The organism is Vannielia litorea, assembly GCF_900142295.1.
Taxonomy (GTDB): Bacteria; Pseudomonadota; Alphaproteobacteria; order Rhodobacterales; family Rhodobacteraceae; genus Vannielia; species Vannielia litorea.
Genome location: NZ_FSRL01000001.1, coordinates 1,031,845 through 1,052,357, shown reverse-complemented (window position 1 = coordinate 1,052,357; position 20,513 = coordinate 1,031,845). Strand labels below are relative to the sequence as shown.

Annotated in this window: 19 protein-coding genes; 9 read left to right on the top strand and 10 right to left on the bottom strand. The window is 69.6% G+C overall.

Going from position 1 to position 20,513, the window contains the following annotated elements:
- The first annotated feature begins 57 nt into the window (after positions 1-57).
- On the top strand, positions 58-432 hold the full coding sequence (locus tag BUR94_RS05295) for a hypothetical protein (RefSeq protein ID WP_074255187.1): 375 nt from the start codon (positions 58-60) through the stop codon (positions 430-432).
- A gap of 24 nt (positions 433-456) precedes the next feature.
- The gene (locus BUR94_RS05290) at positions 457-822 is read left to right on the top strand and encodes a hypothetical protein (protein WP_074255186.1); all 366 of its coding nucleotides are present in this window, start codon (positions 457-459) and stop codon (positions 820-822) included.
- A gap of 118 nt (positions 823-940) precedes the next feature.
- Here the strand turns inward: BUR94_RS05290 and BUR94_RS05285 are convergent, their stop codons facing one another.
- The gene (locus tag BUR94_RS05285; RefSeq protein ID WP_074255185.1) at positions 941-1,525 is read right to left on the bottom strand and encodes an NADPH-dependent FMN reductase; all 585 of its coding nucleotides are present in this window, start codon (positions 1,523-1,525) and stop codon (positions 941-943) included.
- Between the two features lie 144 nt (positions 1,526-1,669).
- On the opposite strand from BUR94_RS05285, the gene cobT reads away from it, so the two are divergent.
- The 3 genes from cobT (at position 1,670) to BUR94_RS05270 (ending at position 5,835) form a co-directional block, all read left to right on the top strand.
- Positions 1,670-3,544 carry a cobaltochelatase subunit CobT gene (gene cobT, locus BUR94_RS05280; RefSeq protein WP_074255184.1) on the top strand — a complete coding sequence of 625 codons (1,875 nt, stop codon included), beginning with the start codon at positions 1,670-1,672 and terminating at the stop codon, positions 3,542-3,544.
- 68 nt (positions 3,545-3,612) lie between these two features.
- Entirely contained in the window at positions 3,613-5,409 is a 1,797-nt protein-coding gene (locus BUR94_RS05275; RefSeq protein WP_074255183.1) for an aminopeptidase P family protein, read from the top strand.
- A gap of 84 nt (positions 5,410-5,493) precedes the next feature.
- On the top strand, positions 5,494-5,835 hold the full coding sequence (locus BUR94_RS05270) for a DUF427 domain-containing protein (protein WP_074255182.1): 342 nt from the start codon (positions 5,494-5,496) through the stop codon (positions 5,833-5,835).
- A 168-nt stretch (positions 5,836-6,003) separates the two neighbouring features.
- Here BUR94_RS05270 and BUR94_RS05265 read toward each other — a convergent pair whose 3' ends face one another.
- Entirely contained in the window at positions 6,004-7,656 is a 1,653-nt protein-coding gene (locus BUR94_RS05265) for a chloride channel protein (protein ID WP_425445244.1), read from the bottom strand.
- Positions 7,657-7,808: 152 nt separating this feature from the next.
- Between BUR94_RS05265 and BUR94_RS05260 the strand changes: the two genes are divergently transcribed.
- From BUR94_RS05260 to BUR94_RS05245, 4 genes are all read left to right on the top strand, one after another.
- Positions 7,809-9,191 (top strand): FAD-binding oxidoreductase, encoded by a 1,383-nt coding sequence (locus tag BUR94_RS05260; RefSeq protein ID WP_074255181.1) that lies wholly within the window; start codon positions 7,809-7,811, stop codon positions 9,189-9,191.
- Between the two features lie 103 nt (positions 9,192-9,294).
- On the top strand, positions 9,295-9,594 hold the full coding sequence (locus BUR94_RS05255; RefSeq protein ID WP_139301223.1) for a hypothetical protein: 300 nt from the start codon (positions 9,295-9,297) through the stop codon (positions 9,592-9,594).
- 145 nt (positions 9,595-9,739) lie between these two features.
- Positions 9,740-10,027, top strand: coding sequence for a hypothetical protein (locus BUR94_RS05250; protein WP_074255179.1), 288 nt, complete (start codon positions 9,740-9,742; stop codon positions 10,025-10,027).
- 161 nt (positions 10,028-10,188) lie between these two features.
- On the top strand, positions 10,189-10,485 hold the full coding sequence (locus tag BUR94_RS05245) for a hypothetical protein (protein ID WP_074255178.1): 297 nt from the start codon (positions 10,189-10,191) through the stop codon (positions 10,483-10,485).
- Positions 10,486-10,491: 6 nt separating this feature from the next.
- Here the strand turns inward: BUR94_RS05245 and recN are convergent, their stop codons facing one another.
- From recN to murB, 8 genes are all read right to left on the bottom strand, one after another.
- On the bottom strand, positions 10,492-12,135 hold the full coding sequence (recN, locus tag BUR94_RS05240; protein WP_074255177.1) for a DNA repair protein RecN: 1,644 nt from the start codon (positions 12,133-12,135) through the stop codon (positions 10,492-10,494).
- A 49-nt stretch (positions 12,136-12,184) separates the two neighbouring features.
- Complete coding sequence (locus BUR94_RS05235; protein ID WP_074255176.1) at positions 12,185-13,030, bottom strand: outer membrane protein assembly factor BamD; 846 nt, start codon at positions 13,028-13,030, stop codon at positions 12,185-12,187.
- A gap of 154 nt (positions 13,031-13,184) precedes the next feature.
- Positions 13,185-14,105, bottom strand: coding sequence for a UDP-3-O-acyl-N-acetylglucosamine deacetylase (lpxC, locus tag BUR94_RS05230; RefSeq protein WP_074257592.1), 921 nt, complete (start codon positions 14,103-14,105; stop codon positions 13,185-13,187).
- 275 nt (positions 14,106-14,380) lie between these two features.
- Entirely contained in the window at positions 14,381-16,087 is a 1,707-nt protein-coding gene (gene ftsZ / locus BUR94_RS05225; RefSeq protein WP_074255175.1) for a cell division protein FtsZ, read from the bottom strand.
- A gap of 201 nt (positions 16,088-16,288) precedes the next feature.
- Positions 16,289-17,623 carry a cell division protein FtsA gene (gene ftsA, locus BUR94_RS05220; RefSeq protein ID WP_074255174.1) on the bottom strand — a complete coding sequence of 445 codons (1,335 nt, stop codon included), beginning with the start codon at positions 17,621-17,623 and terminating at the stop codon, positions 16,289-16,291.
- On the bottom strand, positions 17,623-18,537 hold the full coding sequence (locus BUR94_RS05215; RefSeq protein WP_074255173.1) for a cell division protein FtsQ/DivIB: 915 nt from the start codon (positions 18,535-18,537) through the stop codon (positions 17,623-17,625). The genes ftsA and BUR94_RS05215 overlap by 1 nt, the downstream gene beginning before the upstream one ends.
- Entirely contained in the window at positions 18,525-19,439 is a 915-nt protein-coding gene (locus tag BUR94_RS05210; RefSeq protein WP_074255172.1) for a D-alanine--D-alanine ligase, read from the bottom strand. The genes BUR94_RS05215 and BUR94_RS05210 overlap by 13 nt, the downstream gene beginning before the upstream one ends.
- Before the next feature lie 93 nt (positions 19,440-19,532).
- Positions 19,533-20,471: a UDP-N-acetylmuramate dehydrogenase gene (gene murB, locus BUR94_RS05205; protein WP_074255171.1), complete on the bottom strand. Its 939-nt coding sequence runs from the start codon at positions 20,469-20,471 to the stop codon at positions 19,533-19,535.
- Positions 20,472-20,513: the final 42 nt, after the last annotated feature.

Here is a 20,513-nt window from a genome sequence, read left to right as displayed (position 1 = left end):
CGCGCGTTATCAAACTGCCCGTTTGACAGGCGCAATCAAAGGCGCAATGGTCATATCATGGGCAGAAAAAGAACAATCGCCCTCGCAGGGCTTCTGGCAGCAGTCACCGCATCGGCGCAGGCCGAGCCGCTGGAGATGCAGTTCGCCGCCTGCACCGGCCGCTTCTCGGCCCTGATGGAGCATCAATGGCTCCTGCCCCACCCCGAGCTCGACCAGACCACCCGCCGCCGCGCCGCGATGATCGCGCTGCTCGAGGCCGTCGTGCCCGAGGGCCGGGGCCGCGAGGTGCTGGCCCGCCGCATCGAGGCCAAGCACGCCCAGGCGGTGCTCCTCGCCCGCGCCACCTTCAACGATGATCCGCAAGATGCCCACTGGGCCGCCACCCGCGCCGAGACCGAGATCGCCAATTGCGCCGCCCTCTTGACGGGATGAGCCCTCTCCGGGCCTGATGCCCGCATGATCCGCCGCGCCGCCCTCCTTGTCCTGCTCGCCACACCCGCCGTGGCGCACGACCTCGCCGCCCATGACGACCTGCCCTACCTCGCCGCGGATTGCGCCGGCTACTGGCAGGCCGTGGCCGAGCGGCGACCCGGCGATCCGATGGCCGCCGACCTCTCCGCCGGCTTTCTGGCCGCCGCCAGGGAGCTCGCCCCCGAGCTCGCCCGCGACATCGACTACATCGCCCAGGCGGCCAGGACCCGCGCCAGCGTGATGCTGAAGGACGCGGCCCAGATCAGCGCCGCAGCCCGGCTTCTGGACGAGCAGGAGCAGTTCTGCCAGTCCGTGGGCCTCGCCCTGCCCGACAAATGGGGCTTGCACTAGCGCCGCACGATCCCGCCCTTCCAAGCGCCTCAAAGCAGAACGGGGCCCCAGAGGGCCCCGCGCACTTCAATCCGACGGTCCGGCCCGGCAACAGGCCTTGTCGCGCCACACAGGCATCTTACGCCTCGCGCGCGGCCTTCGTCGCCTTCGCCCACCAGGCGATATCGTCGAAGAGCGCATCTGCCGAGCCGCCGATGGCGTCCTCGATGGTGCTGATCTCGGCGTTCTCGCCCATCGGGTGCACCTTCATGAAGCTGCCCGCCGCGATGTGAACGGCATTGCGGACGGGCACCATCTGGAGTTCCACCGCGATGTTGCGCAGGTGTTCCACCGCACGGGCCGCACCCACGCCGCCGTAGCCCAAGGCACCCATCGGCTTGCGGTTCCATTCCTTGTAGGCTTGGTCCAGCGCGTTCTTGAGAGCGCCGGTGATCGAGCGGTTGTATTCGGCGGTGACAAAGATGTAGCCGTCGAACTCGCCGATCTTGTTCTGCCAGGCCACCGCCCTGGGGTCTTCGGAGGGCATCCAGGCGTTGGAGGCCTTCTCGTTGAAGAGCGGCAGGTCAAAGTCCTTCAGGTCCACCAGCTCCACCTCGAAGTCGTCGCGCTTGGCGGCGCGGTCGTAGAGCCACTTGGCCGGCTTGTCGCCGAAGCGGGCGTCGCGGGTGGAACCGATGATGATGGCGATCTTGGGGGTGGTCATGGGGGTCTCCGTTTCTGTTCTTGCCTATATATGTTTGCACCCCAACGCCCCGTTCAATCCGTGGTTCTGCGCGTTTGCGCACAGGCCAAACCTCCGCTTCGCGCGGGTCTTGCGCCCGCCTCGTCGCGGTGGTTTACCGATCCCATGGCTAAATCGTCCGACAACCCGGCAGACCCTTTCAAGAAGGCCCTCGCGGAGGCCACCAAGGTCATGGCCGACGATCCCGAGCTCGCGGTCACCTATTCGGTCGACCCGCCCGGGACAACCGGCGACGGGCTGCGCCTGCCCCAGGTCTCGCGCCGGATGACCGCCGAGGAGGTGCTGCTGGCCCGCGGCACAGCCGACGCCCTGGCGCTGCGCCACAAGTATCACGACGAGAAGGTGGCCGCCCGCTACGCGCCCCAGGGCCAGCTCGCCCGCGACATCTACGCCGCGATGGAAACCGCCCGCTGCGAGGCCGTGGGCGCCCGCGTCATGCCCGGCACCGCCAAGAACATCGACGCCAGGATCGGCGCCGAGGCCGACCGCCGCGGCTACGGCAACCTGACGCAGATGTCCGAGGCGCCGCTGGCCGAGGCCGCGGGCTACCTCGTGCGCAACCTCGCCACGGGCCGCACCCTGCCCCCCGGCGCCCAGAACGTGCTCGACCTCTGGCGCGACCACCTCGAGGGCTCCGCCGCCGGCACCCTGGACGACCTGCAGGGCGTGCTCGCCGACCAGCAGGCCTTTGCCCGGTTCGCCCGCCAGGTGATCCAGGATCTCGGCTACGGCGACCAGCTCGGCGACGACCCCGACATGGAAGACGACGAGGCCGAGGGCGACGAGGCCGAGGAGGATCAGGACGAGGCCGACAGCACCGGCGAGGACGACAGCGACCAGGAAGACGAGACCGACGCCAACCCCGAGCAGGATCAGGAGCAGTCCGACGACCCCTCCGAGGCCACCGTCTCCATGGACGACATGGCCGAGACAGAGGAAGGCGAGGAGGCCGAGATGCCCGAGGGCGAGGCCCCGCTCGAGCCCCCGCCTCCCGCGCCTGCCTCCGACGCCGACCCGAATTATATCATCTATGACAATACCTTCGACGAGGAGATCCCCGCAGAGGAGCTGGCCCAGCCCGCCGAGCTGGAGCGCCTGCGCGACTACCTCGACCAGCAGCTCGAACCGCTGAAGGGCGCCGTGTCGCGGCTGGCCAACAAGCTCCAGCGCCGCTTGCAGGCCCAGCAGAACCGGAGCTGGGAGTTCGACCGCGAAGAGGGCATCCTCGACGCCGGGCGACTGGCCCGCGTCGTCGCCAACCCCACCACGCCGCTCTCCTTCAAGGTCGAGAAGGACACCGAGTTCCGCGACACCGTGGTCACGCTCCTGCTCGACAACTCGGGCTCGATGCGCGGCCGCCCGATCTCCATCGCCGCGATCTGCGCCGACGTGCTGGCCCGCACGCTGGAGCGCTGCCAGGTGAAGGTCGAGATCCTCGGCTTCACCACCCGCGCCTGGAAAGGCGGGCAGGCCCGCGAGAAATGGCTCGCCGAAGGCCGCCCCCAGGTGCCCGGCCGCCTCAACGACCTGCGCCACATCATCTACAAGAGCGCCGATGCCCCCTGGCGCCGCGCCCGCGCCAACCTCGGCCTGATGATGAAAGAGGGCCTGCTGAAAGAAAACATCGACGGCGAGGCCCTCGAATGGGCCCACCGCCGCATGGTCGGACGCCGCGAGGTCCGCAAGATCCTCATGGTCATCTCCGACGGCGCCCCGGTCGATGATTCCACCCTCTCGGTGAACCCGGCCAACTACCTCGAAAAGCACCTGCGCGACGTGATTGCCATGATCGAGAAGCGCAAGATCGTCGAGCTCCTCGCCATCGGCATCGGCCATGACGTGACCCGCTACTACGACCGCGCCGTGACCATCACCGACGTCGAACAACTCGCCGGCGCCATGACCGAGCAGCTCGCCTCGCTCTTCGACAGCGACCCGCGTGCGCGGGCCCGGGTGATGGGGATGAAACGCGCCAGTTGACCCGCAGGGTGGGCAATCTGCCCGCCTTCCGACCGGTGGGCCAAAGACCCGCCTTGCCAGGAAGTCCGATGTTCCAGACCTTCGACGCCACCACCCGCCCCTCCGATGGCCCGCCCCGGCTCGCGGCCCTGCGCGCCCGGCTCGCGGAGCAGGGCCTCACCGGCTTCCTCGTCCCCCGCGCCGACCGGCACCAGGGCGAATACGTGGCCCCCTGCGACGAGCGGCTGTCCTGGCTCACCGGCTTCACCGGCTCGGCGGGCTTTGCCGCGGTGCTGCCCGAGGTGGCCGGCGTCTTCATCGACGGGCGCTACCGGGTGCAGGTGAAGGCCCAGGTCGATCTCGCCGCCTTCACCCCGGTCCCCTGGCCCGAGACCGGCCTCGCCGACTGGCTGATCGCCCAGGCGCCCGAGGGGGCGCGCATCGGTTTCGACCCCTGGCTGCACACCGTCAAGGAGATCGCCGCGCTGGAGAAGGCCCTCGCCGCCCGCGGCCTCGCGCTGGTGCCGGTGGAGGAAAACCCGGTCGATGCCATCTGGCCCGACCGCCCGGCCGAGCCCGCCGAACCCATCGTCGCCCATCCGCTCCAGTTCGCCGGCGAGGAGAGCGCCGCCAAGCGCGCCCGCCTCGGGGCCGAACTGCGCGCGGAGGGCTGCGGCGCGGCAGTCCTCACCCTGCCCGATTCCGTCTGCTGGCTGCTCAACATCCGTGGCGCCGACATCGCGCGCAACCCCATCGCCCGCGTCAACGCCGTGCTCGAAGCCTCTGGCAAGGTTGATCTTTTCTGCAATCCGGCCCAGGCCGCCGGGCTCGATCTCGGCGCGGATGTCACCGTGCTCCCGCGCGAGAGCTTCGCCGCCGCGCTGGCCGAGCTGGGTGGCCGCGTCCGGATCGACCCCGAGAGCGCCTCGCAGGCCGTGGCCAGCCTCCTCTCCGGCAAGGCCGAGGCCGTCCACGGCGCCGACCCCTGCCTGCTGCCCAAGGCGCAGAAGAACGCCGCCGAGCTGCAGGGCATGCGCGATGCTCACCTGCGCGACGCGGTGGCGATGGTCAGGTTCCTCGCCTGGCTCGATGACGCGGCCCAGGGCGGCACCCTCACCGAGATCTCGGTGGTCGAAAAGCTCGAGGGCTTCCGCCGCGAGGCCAACGAGCTGCGCGAGATCAGCTTCGACACGATCAGCGGCGCCGGGCCGAACGGCGCCATCGTCCACTACCGCGTCACTCACGAGACCAACCGAAGCGTGTCGCCGGGCGAGCTTCTGCTGGTCGACTCGGGCGGCCAGTATCTCGACGGCACCACCGACATCACCCGCACCGTCACCGTGGGCCCGCCCCCCGAAGGCGCGGCAGAGGCCTTCACCCGCGTTCTCCAGGGCATGATCGCGGTGTCGCGCCTGCGCTGGCCCCGGGGCCGCGCCGGCCGCGACCTCGAGGCGGTCGCCCGCTACCCGCTCTGGCTCGCCGGGCAGGATTACGACCACGGCACCGGCCACGGCGTCGGCGCCTACCTCTCGGTCCACGAGGGGCCGGCGCGGCTCTCGCGCATTTCCGAGATCCCGCTGGAGCCGGGCATGATCCTGTCCAACGAGCCGGGCTACTACCGCGAAGGCGCCTGGGGCATCCGCATCGAAAACCTCGTCGTGGTCGAGCCCGCGCCTGCCCTCGCCGGGGCGGACGACCGCGAGATGCTCTCCTTCGAAACCCTCACCTGGGTGCCCATCGACCGCCATCTGATCCTGCCCGGGATGCTATCGCCGGGCGAGCGCGACTGGCTCGACAGCTACCATGCCGAAGTCTGGGCGCGGGTCGGCCCAAGGGTCCGCGGCGAGGTGCGCGACTGGCTGCGCCAGGCCACGGCTCCGCTCTAGACGCAAGGGAATCTCGGGCGACATTTACCTGTCACCCTCGGGGGCTATATAACCCCCTCAACCAACGATAAAGGGAGGCAAGGGATGGCCGATCACATCAAGATACGCGAAGCCGACGGAACCTGGGTGGTGCGCGCCGGCGGCGCCGTGCTGGGCGAGAGCAGCCGCGCGCTGGAACTCACCGAGGGCAGCATGCCCTTCGTCATCTACTTCCCGCGCGAAGACATCGCAATGGCCTTCCTCGACAAGTCCGACACGGTCACCCACTGCCCCCACAAGGGCGAGGCCCAGCACTACGACATCGAGATCAAGTCCGGCACGATCCAGAATGCCGCCTGGTCCTACGAGGCCCCGAAGACCGGCGTGGAGCGGATCAAGGACCACATGGCCTTCTACGCCGAGAAGGTGACGGTCGAGCAGATCTGAGCCCTGGCCTGAACCTGGCGCCCGGCCGGGCCGTCTCGCGGTGGGGGTTTCACACCCCCACACGCCCGCGAAGTGTTTCCCGGACCAATGAGAAGCGGGTGAGTCCCTGTCTCATTGGTCCTGAAAACACACCTTCCGGAGGCCCGAAATCTCTTCGGGAGCAATCTCTCAGCTGTGCTCTTCCGCCGCCGTCTCCGCAAGCGCGCGGTTGTAGGCCCTGAGCGCATCGAGATGAAACAGCGCCCCCATCAGCTCGCCCGCGCCGCCGTCGCCCGCCGGCGCGACCACCGGGATGAAGCTGTGGCCGCTGGTCTCGAACATCGGCAGCGCGGTTTCGAGCGTGGTGTCGGGGGCCAGGACGATGCCCGCCGCCATCATCTCCTCGCAGGTCTCGCGCGGGGCGGCCCTCGGGCTGTCGACCCCGCGCATCACCGCCGCCGCCGAATGGACCGAGAGCAGATAGGCCTGCGGCCCCGCCGCCATGTGAATGCCCCGCCGCTCCAGCTGGGTCAGAAAGAAGCTGCCATCCACCAGCCGTGACGAGATTGCCGTGGAGAGCGAGACGGCGACCATCACCGCAAGCCCGGTCTGCCAGTCGCCGGTCAGCTCGAAGACGATGAGCGTGGTCGAGATCGGCGCGCCCAGCACCGCCGCCGCCAGCGCGCCCATGCCCGCCAGCGCGTAGAGCGTGGGCGTGCCCGAGACCTCGGGAAAGATCCCGGTGGCCACCACGCCGAAGGCAAGCCCGGTGAGCGCGCCCACCATCAGCGAGGGCGAGAACATGCCGCCGCCCATCCGTCCCGCCATGGTGATCGCCACCGCGGCCACCTTGAGGATCACGAAGACCACCGCCTCGCGGAACACCAGCTCGCCGGTCAGGGCCGCCGAGGTCGTCTCATAGCCCACCCCGATGATATGCGGGTAGAAGATCGCCATGCCTCCCAGCAGCGCGCCGGCCATCGCCGGCCGCAGCCAGCGTGGCAGCCGGGTGGCGGCCATCACGCTGTCGCCCAGCCCGTCGGCCCAGAACACCGCCCGCATCATCACCACCGCCACCAGCCCGCAGGTCAGCCCGAGCAGCAGGAAGGCGGGCAGCTCGACATAGAAGCTCAGCACCCCGTCGCCGCCGAGGGTGAACTCCGCCACATCGCCGAAAAAGCTGCGCGACACCACCGTGCCCGCGACGCTGGCGATGACGATGGGCGCAAAGGCATGCACCGCGAAATGCCGCAGCACCACCTCCAGCGCAAAGAGCGCCCCCGCGATCGGCGCGTTGAACGAGGCCGAGACGGCGGCGGCCACGGCGCAGCCCATCAGGTCGCGCCCGGTGACGCCATTGGCGTTGATCCGTTCGCTGACCCAGGAGGAGATCACGGCCGCAAGGTGCACCACCGGCCCCTCGCGGCCGGTCGAGCCCCCCGACGAGAGCGTGATGAGCGAGGCCACCGCCGAGGCAAGGCCGGCGCGTTGCTCCACCCGCCCCCGGTTCAGCGCCGCGCCGTGGATCACGTCGGCCACGGCACGCACCCGCGCGCCGGGGGCGAAGCGGTCGAGGATCAGCCCCACCGCCAGCCCGCCGAGGATCGGCAGCAACAACACCCACCACCAGGGCAGCCCGGCGGCGAAGGAGTGGATCATCCTGGTGTCATCGGTGCCGTAGAGCGCGCCCTGCAGCAGGTCGATCCCGAGCCGGAAGAGGCAGGCGGCATAGCCCGCCGCCACGCCGAGGGCCAGCGCGATGAACCAGAACTGCACCTGGCTCGGGCCGCGCTGGCGCAGCACGCGCAGCAGCGTCTCCGCCCCCTCCCGCAGCTCCGACAGGCGCTGCCGCAGCGGGCCCGGTCCCGCGCTCTCGCCCTGCCCTTCGCTCTCGCCCACGCGCCGCCCTGCCCTGCCCTAGCGAGATCCCCGCCGCACTTCCCCGAACGTCCCGCATCGCCTAGGGTGGCGTCCGGTAAACGCGAGGAGGAACGATGCCTTTCCAGGAGGCGCAGACCGGCTTGATGGCCGTTCTAGGCGATCGGCTGAGCCGGTCCAAGAGTGATCTCGACCAGCATGGCCGGAGCGAGACCCATTTCCCCCTCACCCCGCCAGAGGCGGTGGCCTACCCCGAGACCACGGCGGAGGTGGCCGCCATCCTGCAGACCTGCGCCGCGGCCCGCTGCCCGGTGGTGGGCTGGGGCGCGGGCACCTCGCTCGAAGGCCACGGCCTTGCGGTGCAGGGCGGCATCGCGGTGGATTTCTCCCGCATGGATCGGGTGCTGGAGATCCGCCCCGAGGACATGGTCGCCGTGGTCCAGCCCGGCGTCACCCGCGAGGCGCTGAACCACGAGCTGCGCGCCACCGGCCTGTTCTTCCCGGTCGATCCCGGCGCCAACGCCACCCTGGGCGGCATGGCCGCCACCCGCGCCTCCGGCACCACCGCCGTGCGCTACGGCACCATGGCCGAGAACGTGCTGGCGCTCGAGGTCGTGCTGGCCAGCGGCGCGGTGATCCGCACCGGCTCGGGCGCGCGCAAGGCCTCCAACGGCTACGACCTCACCCGCCTCCTGATCGGCTCCGAGGGCACGCTGGGCCTGATCACCGAGCTGACCCTCAAGCTCCAGGGCCAGCCCGAGGCCGTGGCCGCCGCCACCTGCGCCTTCCCGGCCATGGGCGACGCGGTGGATTGCGTTATCGCCACTATCCAGGCCGGGCTGCCAATGGCCCGGATCGAGTTCGTCGACGGGCCGACCGTGGCCGCCGTCAACGCCTATGCCGGGGCCGACTTCCCGGTGATGCCGCATCTGCTGGTGGAGTTCCACGGCTCGCAGAGTTCGGTCGCCGCCGATGCCCGCTTCTTCGGCGAACTGGTCTCCGACATGAACGGCCAAGCCTTCCGCTGGGCCGAGAAGGCCGAGGACCGCAACGCCCTATGGCAGATGCGCCACCACGCCTACTGGGCCATTCTCGCCAGCCGCAAGGGCGCCAGGGCCATCGTCACCGACATGTGCGTGCCGATCTCGCGGCTGGCCGAGGCGGTGGAGATCACCGCCCAGGACATCGCCGCCGCCGGGCTCGAAGGCCCGATCCTGGGCCATGTGGGCGACGGCAACTTTCACGCCATCCTGCTGATCGACCCCGACGACGCGCAGGAGAAGGCCCGTGCCAAGCATATCGCCGATACCATGGCCGAGCGCGCGCTGGCCTTCGGCGGCACCATCACCGGCGAGCACGGCGTGGGCATGGGCAAGCTGCACATGATGGCGGCCGAGCACGGGCCCGCCTGGGGCGTCATGGCCGACCTCAAGGCCGCCCTCGACCCGCTGAACATCCTCAATCCGGGCAAGGTGGTCCGGCGCGCCAACTCCGGATGATGCAAGTCAAATTTGTGTGCAATTAACCACAAAGGCAGCGACTCAGTGGATTACCGCCGAGTTAACGGGTATAACCCGCACATGTAATTAGGGTGGTAAACCAATGAAACTCAAAGCAATCACTGCAACCGTCGCCCTCGCGTTGAGCGGGCTTTTCGTGGCTCAATCGGCGGATGCGCGCCTGGTCATCCATTGCAACCGCGGTCCGATTCCGTCGAACCCGATGATCAACGGCCACTACGACAACTTCGTCGCCAGCCTGATGGAGAACTTCGTGATGACCGAGCAGGAGGCCACCCGGGTCGCCCGCCAGGTCTGCGGCAACATGGGCGCCGTCGGCGATCTCGATTACCTGGTCGACCTGACCTACGAGGCCACCGCGCCCTACCAGCGCCGCCAGTAAGCCGGCACGGGCCCTCGGGCTAGCCAGGCAAACCGACACGCTGCCCAAATTCGGGCACGATCATGGTTTACGGAACATGAAGCGAAGCCACCCCGGCTTCGCTTTCTTTCGTTCACGCGCCAGCTGCCGGCGCCAGGAGTGTTCCGTGATCCGTCCAATCCTTCCCGTCCTCGCCCTCGCCCTCGCCTTCGGCGGCACCGCCGCTTCCGCCGATGTGAAGATCTCTTGCAAGCGCGGCCCCCTGCCCAAGGTCGCCCTCATCAACGGCCCGGCGCCGATCTTCGTGCAAAGCATCGAGCAGACCTACGCGGTCACCCCCGCCGAGGCCCGCGCAGCCGCCGAGTTCGTCTGCGCCGACATGGATGCCGTGGGCGATCCCGCAAAGCTGCGCAGCCGCACCCGCGCCGCACTGGCCAACTACCGCCGCCGGTAAGTCCGGCCGCACCAGGACGTGGCGTCACAAGCCGGGGCGGCGCAGGAGCGTCCCGGTTCCGACAAAGTTTTGGCAGAATTATTGGCTAATTTTAGTCAAACGGCGCCGCTGCTGACGCCGCTTGTCTTGTGATGTGCCACTGTAGAACCCCGGAGCCTGCCATGAAACGCCTTGTCCTGCCCGCCGCCGCCCTCGCCCTCGCCCTCGCAGCCGCCCCGGCCGCGGCCCAGGGCGCGAAGATCACGATTTCCTGCAAGCGCGGGCCGCTTCCGAACGTCTCGATCATCAACGGCGCCAACTGGCAGTTCGTCGAGAGCATCGAGCGGAACTACCGCATCAGCCCGATCGACGCGAAGGCTGCCGCCGATTACGTCTGCGCCGACATGAGCGCGGTGGGCAATGCCCGCCTTCTGCGCGAGCGCACCCAGCGCGTGCTGGCCAACTACCGCCGCCGCTGACGCCGCTCAGCCGGCCAGCAGCGCCCGTGCCGCGGCGCGGGCCTCCTCGGTCACCGTCTCGCCCGCCAGCATCCGCGCCAGCTCGTCGACCCGCGAGGGCGCGTCGAGCGGCGTGACCGTCGAGAGCGTCTGCCCCTTCGCCACCCGCTTCTCCACCCGCCAGTGATGGGCCGCCATCGCGGCCACCTGCGGGCTGTGGGTCACCACCAGCACCTGCCCCTCGCGGGCCAGGGCGGCGAGCCGTCGGCCCACCGCATCGGCGGTCGCCCCGCCCACGCCCCGGTCGATCTCGTCGAAGATCATGGTCAGCCCGGTCGCATGGCGCGTCAGGCAGACCTTCAGCGCCAGCAGAAAGCGGCTCAGCTCGCCGCCCGAGGCGATCTTATTCAGCGGCCCGGCCGGTGCGCCGGGGTTGGTCGCCACGGTAAAGGTCACCGCGTCCACGCCCTCCGGCCCCGGCTCGCCCGGCTCGATCTGGGTGGTGAAAACGGCGCGCTCCATCTTCAGCGGCGCCAGCTCCGCGCCCATCGCCCTGTCGAGCTTGGCCGCCGCCCGGGCCCGCGCCTCCGTCAGCCGGTCCGCCGCCGCCTCATAGGCCGCCTCCGCCGCCCGCGCCGCCTTTTCCAGCGTGGCGATCCCGCCCTCGCCCGCATCCAGCGTCTCCAGCTTGGCGCTCAGCTCGGCGGCCAGCGCGGCCAGCTCGTCGGGCGCCACGCCGTGCTTGCGCGCCAGGCCGCGGATGGCAAAGAGCCGTTCCTCCGCAGCTTCCAGCTCGCGCGGGTCATGGCTCAGCGCATCCAGCGCATCCGCCACCCCCTGCTCCGCCTCCCCCAGCGCATCCACCGCGCGCGAAAGCGCCTCCAGCGGGCCGTCTAGCCGCCCCTCGGCGGCCTCCGCCGCGCCATCGAGCCAGCGCGAGGCGTCCGAGAGCATCCCCTCCGCCCCCTCCGGGCCAAGCGCCTGATGGGCACGCCGGATATCCTCGCGGATACGGCTGGCGGCCTGCATCAGCCGCCGCCGCGCATCCAGCTCCGCCTCCTCGCCCGGCTGCGGGTCGAGCTTGGTCAGCTCGCCGGCCGCATGGCGCAGAAACTCCTCTTCCGCCGCCAGTGCCGCCTGGGCCGCGCGGGCCTCCTCCAGCGCCACCGCGGCCACCCGGCGGGCGCGCCAGGCCGCCCGCGCGGGCGCGGTGTCGATCCCGCCGAACTCGTCGAGCAGCTCCCTGTGGCCGCGCGGGTTCAGCAAGCCGCGGTCATCCTGCTGCCCGTGCAGCTCCACCAGCACATCGCTGAGCGCGCGCAGCACCTCGCCGCTCACCCGCCGGTCATTGACCCAGGCCGTCTTGCGCCCGTCCGCCGTGTTCACGCGCCGCAGGATCAGCTCGTCCGAGGCCGGAATGCCCGCTTCCTCCAGCACGGCCTGCGCCGGATGGCCCGCCTCCAGCGCGAATTCCGCCGTGACCTCGCCCTGCTCCGCGCCCGCGCGCACCAGCTCTGCCCGGCCGCGCCAGCCCAGCACGAACCCCAAGGCGTCGAGCAGAATCGACTTGCCCGCCCCGGTCTCGCCGGTCAGCACGTTCAGCCCCGGCGCGAAGCTCAGCTCCAGCCGGTCGATGATCAGCATGTCCCGAATGTCGAGCCCGCGCAGCATGGGCCTTACCCTCTCCGCAGTCCGTAGGGTGGGTGAATCCCACCAGCCGTTACAACCACTCGCCCCGGATCATCTGGCGATAGATCTGCCGCAACCAGCTGTCGCCCTTGGCCTGGGCCTGAAGGTTGCGGCGGGCCAGCAGGGTGTAGGTGTCGTCGTACCACTGGGTCGAACGGTAGTTGTAGGCCAGAATCGCCCCCGCCGTCTGCGCCTCGGCCGTGAGGCCGAGCGAGAGATAGGCCTCCACCAGCCGGTGCAGCGCCTCGGGCGTCTGCGTGGTGGTCTGAAATTCCTCCACCACCACCCGGAAGCGGTTGATCGCGGCAATGTAGTGACCGCCGCGCAGGTAGTAGCGCCCGATCTCCATCTCCTTGGCAGCCAGGTGATCGAAGGCCAGGTCGAACTTCAGGATCGCCGAAGAGGCGTATTCGCTGTCCGGATACTTCTCGATCACGTCGCGCAGCGCCTGGAGCGCCTGGAAGGTCAGGCCCTGGTCGCGGCCGACCTCGTCGATCTGGTCATAGTAGCTGAGCGCCAGGAGATACTGGGCATAGGCCGCGTCCTCCTCCGCCGGGTAGAAGTCGATGTAGCGCTGTGCGGTGGCGCGGCTGTTCTCGTAGTCGCGGTCGCGGTGATAGGCAAAGGCCTGCATGATCAGCGCGCGCTTGGCCCAGACCGAATAGGGATAGAGCCGCTCGATCTCCGCAAAGAGCTCGGCCGCATCGTCGGGCTTGCCGTTTTCCAGCGTCGCCTCGCCCTGCCGGTAGATCTGTTCCGGTGTCTGGTTCTCCAGCGCAACCGCCGGATCCTGCGCGCGGAACAGGCCGCACCCGGACAGGGTCAGCGAAAGCGCCACGATCCCTGCCAGCCCCGCTCGCCCCGTCTCAGTCGCCATGCGCCTCTAATCCCGTGTCTTTATTGCCCACGCGGCGAAAGGCCCGCGGAGATTAACTGCGGTGTAGCACAAGATTTTTCGGGGCAAAATGGCTTTGGCGCACATCGGCTGTTCAAATGGCGCGGAGGGTCCTCGCTGCAACGTTGCGCGAGGCTCAGGCCACCAGCCGCAGATCGCGCGACTTCAGGCCGGTTCCGGGCAGCCGGCGCACCATCTCGGCGTCGCAGATCACGACCTCGTAGTTGGCCTCGTCGGCAAAGAGGGCGCGCAGGAGCGCATTGGTCATGGCGTGACCTGCACGTTCGCCGGTGTAGCGGGCCAGCAGCGGGTGGCCGGCAAGCGCCAGGTCGCCCAAGGCGTCGAGCATCTTGTGGCGCACCGGCTCGTCCTCGTGGCGCAGGCCACCGGGCGAGAGCACGCGGTCGCCTTCGACCACCACGGCATTGTCATAGGTGCCGCCAAGCGCCTTGCCCTCGGCCCGCATCGCCTCCACGTCGGCGGCGCGGCAGAAGGTGCGGCTGTCGCAGAGCTCGCGCACGAAGGCCCCGTTGGCCATGTTCATCGACTTGTCCTGCGTGCCGATGGCCGCATCCTCGAAGTCGATCGAAAAGTCGATGTGCAGGTTCTCCGAAGGCTCCAGCCGGGCCACCGCCCCGCCGCGCATCACCTCCACCGGCTTCAGCACCCGGATCGCGCGCACCGGCGCGTCGAGCTCGCGGATGCCGGCGCGGAGAATGGCCGAGACGAAGGGCGCCGCCGATCCGTCGAGGATCGGAACCTCGGGGCCGGACACCTCGATGAGCGCATTGTGCACGCCGCAGCCGGCCAGCGCGGCCATCACGTGCTCGACCGTCGAGAGGCTCACGCCGTCATCGTTGGTCAGCAGGGTGCAGAGCGGGCTCTCCACCACGGCATCCCAGCGCGCGGGCAGAAAGGCATCGCCCTCCACCGCATCGGTGCGACGAAACCAGATGCCCTGGTCGGCCATGGCCGGTTTCAGGGTAATCCGCGCCGGGCGGCCCGAATGCAGGCCCACGCCCTGGAGCGTTACCGGTTTGTTGAGCGTTGTCTGCACCACGTGCCTCTTTGGTCGGTCTTGTATTAGAGCCTGGGGCGATCCTCGATCAGGCTCCGGGCCATCGCTCGGGCATGGCTCGCCCGGCTGCTACCCCAGATAGGCGGCAGGGCCGGGCGCCACAATTCAATCTTTGCAACGGTCTGTAACATCCCCCGCGCGGGCTATGGCAACACTTGGCCGATCACCTCAAAGCCCCGCCGCAACCCCCTGCCCCACAACAAGAAAGGGGCCGGTCTCCCGGCCCCTTCCTCAACTGGATTTCGTGACTGCGATCAGTTCGCCTGGCGCCGCAGGAAGGCCGGGATCTCGATGCGCTCCTGCTCGGGATCCACCTCTTCCTCGTGGTCCAGCTGCGGCTGGCGGTAGGCCGGGCGCGGCTGCTGGGCGGCGGCGGCGCTCACCGGCGGCTCGCGGTGCGCGGGGGCCGCGGGCTGGCCTTCGCCGCCATGACCGGCCATCCGGGTGATCAGCGAGCCGATGCCGAAGCGGGCTTTCTGGTCGGCGGCCGCGGCGGGCTGCTGCGGCTGCGGTTGCGGCTGCGGTGCAGGCGCCGGGGCGGCGGCACGGGGCTGCTCGCCGGTGTGGGCGCCGGGCACCTTGCGGACCGCGTTGTGCAGCCGGGCCAGGGCCTCGGCCGAAGGCGTGCCGGGGGCCGGACGGGCCGGAGCGGCCTGGGGCTGGTACTCGGCCACCGGCTCGGCGGCCTCCAGCGGCTCGGGCTCGGCAGCCGGACGATAGGCCGGCGGCGGAACGTCGTCGCTGGCATGGCTGTCCACCGCGTCACGCGCCGAGGGGCGGAAGGCCGGGAAGAGCGAGGGCTCTTCGGCCTCGGCCTGAGGCTCGGGCTGGCGGGGCATCTGCGGCTCGGCCGGGCGCGCGCCGGTGATCGCCACGGCGGGCGCGGCCAGGGGGGCCGCCTCGACCGGCGCCGGGGCGGGCTCGGGCGCCTGCTGGGTGTGGGTGAGCGGCGCGGCCATAGAGCGGCGCGGCACGGGGATCTCGCGCTCCTCGTCCATCACGTCGATGCCGGTGGCCACGACGGAGACCCGCATGAAGCCTTCCATCGAGGTGTCCAGCGTGGAGCCGACGATGATGTTGGCGTCGCTGTCCACCTTCTCGCGGATCTCGTTGGCGGCCTCGTCCAGCTCGAACAGGGTCAGGTCGTGCCCGCCGGTGATGTTGATCAGCACACCCTTGGCGCCGTTCAGGCTGATCTCGTCGAGCAGCGGGTTGGCGATGGCCTTCTGCGCGGCGACCTTGGCGCGATCATCGCCCTCGGCCTCGCCGGTGCCCATCATCGCCTTGCCCATCTCGTCCATCACCGCACGCACGTCGGCGAAGTCGAGGTTGATCAGGCCCGGCCGCACCATCAGGTCGGTCACGCCCTTCACGCCCTGGTAGAGCACGTCGTCGGCCAGCGCGAAGGCCTCGGTGAAGGTGGTCTTCTCGTTGGCGAGCCGGAACAGGTTCTGGTTCGGGATGATGATCAGCGTGTCCACGACCTTCTGCAGGGCTTCCACGCCCTCCTCGGCCTGGCGCATCCGCTTGCCGCCCTCGAACTGGAAGGGCTTGGTCACCACGCCCACGGTCAGCACGCCCAGCTCACGGGCGGCCTGGGCGATGATCGGCGCGGCGCCGGTGCCGGTGCCGCCGCCCATGCCGGCGGTGATGAAGCACATATGCGCCCCCGCCAGGTGGTCGATGATCTCCTCGATGGTCTCCTCGGCGGCAGCGGCGCCCACCGTGGGCCGTGCGCCGGCGCCGAGACCTTCCGTCACCTTCACGCCCATCTGGATGCGGTTCTGCGCGGCCGACTGCTGCAGGGCCTGCGCGTCGGTGTTGGCCACCACGAACTCGACCCCGTCGAGCTCTTTCTCGATCATGTTGTTGACGGCGTTGCCGCCTGCCCCGCCGACACCGAACACGGTGATCCGCGGCTTCAGGTCCAATTCGGTCGGCATGGTGAGGTTCAAAGTCATTTCTGTTCCGCCTGTCTCTTTTCGTTTCTGTCCCCGGGTCCGCCACCTTCGGCGCCCCACCGCCCAAAATGACTCGAAATTTAAGGCACATTACCGCCTCGGGCACCATGCGTCATCCGAAAAACGCAAAAATGCCACAATTTGTAGTGGAGTTTTTTCCCCGGTTCGGCGGTATCTTGCGTATGCCACCTCATATGGGGGTCACCAGTTGTCCCGGAACCATTTCATCGCTCTCTTGAGCGATCGGGCCGGGTAGGTGTCGGCGGGAATGTCGAAGTCCCACCACTCGTCCTGCGGGTGCGCCGAGTAGAGGCAGAGCCCCACCGCCGCCGAGAAGGCCGGGCCGGTGGCGGCCTGCGGCAACCCCTGCACCCGAAGCGGGCGGCCAAGCCGCACCTGCTGGCCGAGGATCCGGCTCGCCAGCTCGTCGAGCCCGAGAATCTGGCTGCCGCCGCCGGTCAGCACGATCTTCTGGGAGGGCAGATGGTCGAAGCCCGCCGCGTCGAGCCGCGTGCGCACCTCCTCGAGGATCTCCTCCACGCGAGGACGCATGATGCCGATCAGCTCGCTGCGCGACACCCGGCGCTGGTCGTGCTCCCAGTCGCCCGTCTCGCCGCCGAGCGGGATCATCTCGCGGTCGTCCATGCCGGTCGCCACCACGCCGCCATGGCGGGTCTTGATCCACTCGGCCTTCTGCGGGCTCACCTGGAGACCCTGGCTAATGTCGCGGGTGATGTGATCGCCGCCCAGCCGGACGCTGTCGGCATAGATCATGTGCTTCTTGATGAAGACCGAGAGCGTCGTCGCGCCGCCGCCCAGGTCGATGCAGGCCGAGCCGAGCTCCTGCTCGTCCTCCACCAGCGCCGAAAGGCCGCTGACATAGGCAGAGCTGGCCAGGCCGGCAAGCTCCAGGTCGCAGCGCTTGATGCAGTAGAGCAGGTTCTGCACCACGCTCGTTTCGATCGTCAGCAGGTGCATGTCGGCGGCCAGCCGGTTGCCGATCTGGCCGCGCGGGTCGATCAGGCCGGAGCGATGGTCGATGGCAAAGTTCACCGGATGCGCATGCAGCGCCTGCCGCCCCTGCCCGAAGTCCGGCACCACGCAGGAGGCCAGCACGCGGGCCACGTCGGCCTCGCTCACCACGCTGTCGGCCAGCTCGATGGCGCCGTCCAGCCCGTAGCTGCGCGGCCGGGCGCCTGCAAAGGCGGCAATCACGTGATCCACCCGCACGCCCGCCATCTTCTGCGCCGCCTGAACGGCGGTGCGAATGGCGCGCTCGGTCTCCTGCATGGCGTCGATCTCGCCAAAGCTCACCCCGCGCGAGCGGGTGGTGGCCGCGCCGATCACCCGAAAGCTCGACTGCCCGGCAAGGCTTCCCACCCCGTCGGACTCCCGAAACCGCCCCGGTCCGTCGAACCGCAGCACCAGGCAGGCGATCTTGCTGGTGCCCACGTCGAGAATGGCGATCACGCCACGGTCCATTGCCTGCTTGCGCATCCGCCGCATGGCGCGCTGGGTGTCATAGAGATCGGTCATCAGCCGTTCGAGCCTCCGATTTCGAGCGATTTGATGCGGCGGAACTCGTCCACCGCTCCGGGGGCCATCCGCAGGGTCGGACGGCCGGGAATTCGCATGTCGATGACCGCGAGATCGCGGCCCAGCATGTCTTCTGCCTCGTCGAGCGCGATGACGCGCTCCAGCGCGGCCACCGCGCCGGTCTCGGGCAGCTGGATCACCTGATCCCGGTCCAGCACCACGTCCCAGCGGCGCTCGCCGCGGCGGATGATGCCGCGCAGCCGCCCGGCGAGCGGCAGGGCGGCGGCATAGATCGCCTGCGCCTCGGCCACCGCCTCGGGCCTGTCGGCCCCGCGCCCCACCACCAGCGGCAGGTCGGGCCGCAGCCCGCGCGAGATCAGGGGGGCCACCGTGTGCCCCTCCACGTCGATCATCTGAAGCGAGCCGTCCCGCTTGCGCCAGACCAACACCGGAATGCGCTCCTCGATCTCCACCAGAAGCACGCCGCCGGGCCTGATGCGCACATGGGCGCGGGCCACGGCATCGAGCTGCTCGATGGTCTCGCGGGTGGTGTCGAGGTCCATGTCGAAGCTCGACAGCGGAAACTCGTAGGGCACCAGCGCCCGGATGTCGCCGGCCAGCTCCTCCGAGGCGCCCTCCACGGCCAGCATCTTCACCATGAACTCGGGCCGCTCCTCCACCGACCGCCGCGCCTCGGCAAAGGCATCGGTGATCTGGCTGCGGCGGCCTTCGTCGGAGAAGTACCAGGTCACCGCCAGGGCCACGGCGGCACTGGGCAGCCCCACGCGCAGCAGGCGACGATAGAAGGGCGTCAGCCACATCCGCTCCAGCCGGTAGGCCACGCGCGACGGCGCCGGGTCGCGCCTCACGGGGGGCTCGCGCCGCACCGGCTCACTGCCCCTCAGCGCCCGCATGAGGCATCCTCCACGATCCAGCGGCAGAAGGCGCCGAAGGTGAAGCCCGCATGGGCGGCATGCTCGGGGCTGAGCGACGTGGGGGTCATGCCGGGCTGGGTGTTGGTTTCGAGCAGCACAAGGCCCGCGGCGCCCTTGCCGTCATCCCAGCGAAAGTCCGTCCGGCTGATCCCCCGGCACCCCAGCGCCTCATGGGCGGTCAGCGCATGGGCCTGGCAGGCCTGCGTGATCTCGGCCGGAATCTCCGCCGGGCACACATGGCGCGACCCGCCGGCGGCATACTTGGCGTGGTAATCGTACCAGCCCTCGGTGAGGATCTCGGTCACGCCGAGGGCGCGGTCGCCCATCACCGTGCAGGTCAGCTCGCGCCCCGGCGCGAAGGCCTCCACCATCAGCACCTCCGCCGCATCCTCGGCCAGCTTCGGCGGCGTGTTGGCGTCCTCGCGGACGATGTAGATGCCCACCGAGGAGCCCTCGTTGTAGGGCTTGACCACATAGGGCGGCGGTAGCACGTGGCGCGCCTCGATATCGTCGCGGCAGGCCAGCCGGCTCTCGGCCACCGGCAACCCGTGGGCGCGGTAGACCGCCTTGGTCCGCTCCTTGTCGATCGCCGTGGCCGAGGCCAGAACGCCGGAATGGGTGTAGGGGATCTTCAGCCACTCGAGCAGGCCCTGGATGCAGCCATCCTCGCCCCAGCGGCCATGCAGCGCGTTGAACACCACGTCGGGGGCCAGCGCCTTCAGCCGTTCGGCCACGTCTTCGCCCGCGTCGATCTCGGTCACGTCAAAGCCCTCCGACCGGAGCGCCTTGGCGCATTCACGGCCGGTCGAGAGCGAAACCTCGCGCTCTGCCGAAGGACCGCCCATCAGGACGGCAATGCTCTGGACTGCCCTGCTCGACATGTCCGCCTCTGTCACCGGGCGATGGGTCTCGCGCGTTGAGTTCGCGCGTCTCGCCCTTGTTTTCGTTGATGCTTGAGCCGCTTCGTTGAGCGCTCAGCCGCCTGCCTTTTCAGGGGCCGGTTCGCCGACCCTCATGATCTCCCACTCTAATGTTACGCCGCTGGTTTCGTAAACCTTTTTTCTGATGCGCTCGCCGAGATTCTCCAGCTCCGCGGCGGTGGCGTTCTCGGCGTTGGTGAGAAAGTTCGAGTGCTTCTCGCTCATCACAGCCCCGCCCTCGCGGGCACCCCGCATCCCGGCGTCGTCGATCAGCTTCCAGGCCTTCAGCTCGTGGGTGTCGTCGGCCTGGCCGGTGGAACTGAACCCGGCGGGGTTGCGAAAGGTCGAGCCCGCGGTGCGGTCCTTCGTGGGCTGGGTCGCGTCGCGCCTGGCCAGCTGGTCGGCCATCCGCGCCTCCAGCTCCGCCGGCGCCCCCCTCGGCCCGACAAGGCTCGCCGCCACGATCACCGCGCCCTCGGGCAGGGTCGACTGGCGGTAGCGCAGCTCCAGCGCCTCGGCAGGCAGCGTGGCCAGCGTGCCGTCGCGCAGCACCACCTGCACGCTTTCCAGATGGTCGGCCACATAGGTGCCATAGCAGCCCGCATTCATCCGCACCGCCCCGCCGATGGAGCCCGGAATGGTCCGCAGAAAGGTCAGGTCCACCCCCTCGGCGGCGGCCTTCCGCGCCACATGGGCATCGAGCGCCGCCGCCCCCGCGGTGACGCGCGTGCCCTCGATCCCGATCCCGTTGAACCCCCGCCCCAGCCGGATGACGACCGCCCGGATGCCCCCGTCGCGCACGATCAGGTTGGACCCCACGCCCATCGGAAAGACCGGGATCGCCGGGTCCAGCGCCGCCAGGAAGGCCTGAAGATCCTCGATGTCCGCCGGCTGAAACAGCCAGTCCGCCGGCCCGCCCACGCGCAGCCAGGTGAGATCGTTCAAGGGACGGTTCGGCGTGAGAACACCACGCACTTCGGGAAGCTCTGTCATGGGGGGCGTTATTGCCGGGCGGCGGCGCGGGTGCAAGCCGGG

Bases quoted from the DNA above. Each gene is read 5' to 3' on its own strand.
- BUR94_RS05295 (WP_074255187.1), top strand. From the start codon at position 58: ATGGGCAGAAAAAGAACAATCGCCCTCGCAGGGCTTCTGGCAGCAGTC.
- BUR94_RS05290 (WP_074255186.1), top strand. From the start codon at position 457: ATGATCCGCCGCGCCGCCCTCCTTGTCCTGCTCGCCACACCCGCCGTG.
- BUR94_RS05285 (WP_074255185.1), bottom strand. From the start codon at position 1,525: ATGACCACCCCCAAGATCGCCATCATCATCGGTTCCACCCGCGACGCC.
- cobT (WP_074255184.1), top strand. From the start codon at position 1,670: ATGGCTAAATCGTCCGACAACCCGGCAGACCCTTTCAAGAAGGCCCTC.
- BUR94_RS05275 (WP_074255183.1), top strand. From the start codon at position 3,613: ATGTTCCAGACCTTCGACGCCACCACCCGCCCCTCCGATGGCCCGCCC.
- BUR94_RS05270 (WP_074255182.1), top strand. From the start codon at position 5,494: ATGGCCGATCACATCAAGATACGCGAAGCCGACGGAACCTGGGTGGTG.
- BUR94_RS05260 (WP_074255181.1), top strand. From the start codon at position 7,809: ATGCCTTTCCAGGAGGCGCAGACCGGCTTGATGGCCGTTCTAGGCGAT.
- BUR94_RS05255 (WP_139301223.1), top strand. From the start codon at position 9,295: ATGAAACTCAAAGCAATCACTGCAACCGTCGCCCTCGCGTTGAGCGGG.
- BUR94_RS05245 (WP_074255178.1), top strand. From the start codon at position 10,189: ATGAAACGCCTTGTCCTGCCCGCCGCCGCCCTCGCCCTCGCCCTCGCA.
- recN (WP_074255177.1), bottom strand. From the start codon at position 12,135: ATGCTGCGCGGGCTCGACATTCGGGACATGCTGATCATCGACCGGCTG.
- BUR94_RS05235 (WP_074255176.1), bottom strand. From the start codon at position 13,030: ATGGCGACTGAGACGGGGCGAGCGGGGCTGGCAGGGATCGTGGCGCTT.
- ftsZ (WP_074255175.1), bottom strand. From the start codon at position 16,087: ATGACTTTGAACCTCACCATGCCGACCGAATTGGACCTGAAGCCGCGG.
- ftsA (WP_074255174.1), bottom strand. From the start codon at position 17,623: ATGACCGATCTCTATGACACCCAGCGCGCCATGCGGCGGATGCGCAAG.
- BUR94_RS05215 (WP_074255173.1), bottom strand. From the start codon at position 18,537: ATGCGGGCGCTGAGGGGCAGTGAGCCGGTGCGGCGCGAGCCCCCCGTG.
- BUR94_RS05210 (WP_074255172.1), bottom strand. From the start codon at position 19,439: ATGTCGAGCAGGGCAGTCCAGAGCATTGCCGTCCTGATGGGCGGTCCT.
- murB (WP_074255171.1), bottom strand. From the start codon at position 20,471: ATGACAGAGCTTCCCGAAGTGCGTGGTGTTCTCACGCCGAACCGTCCC.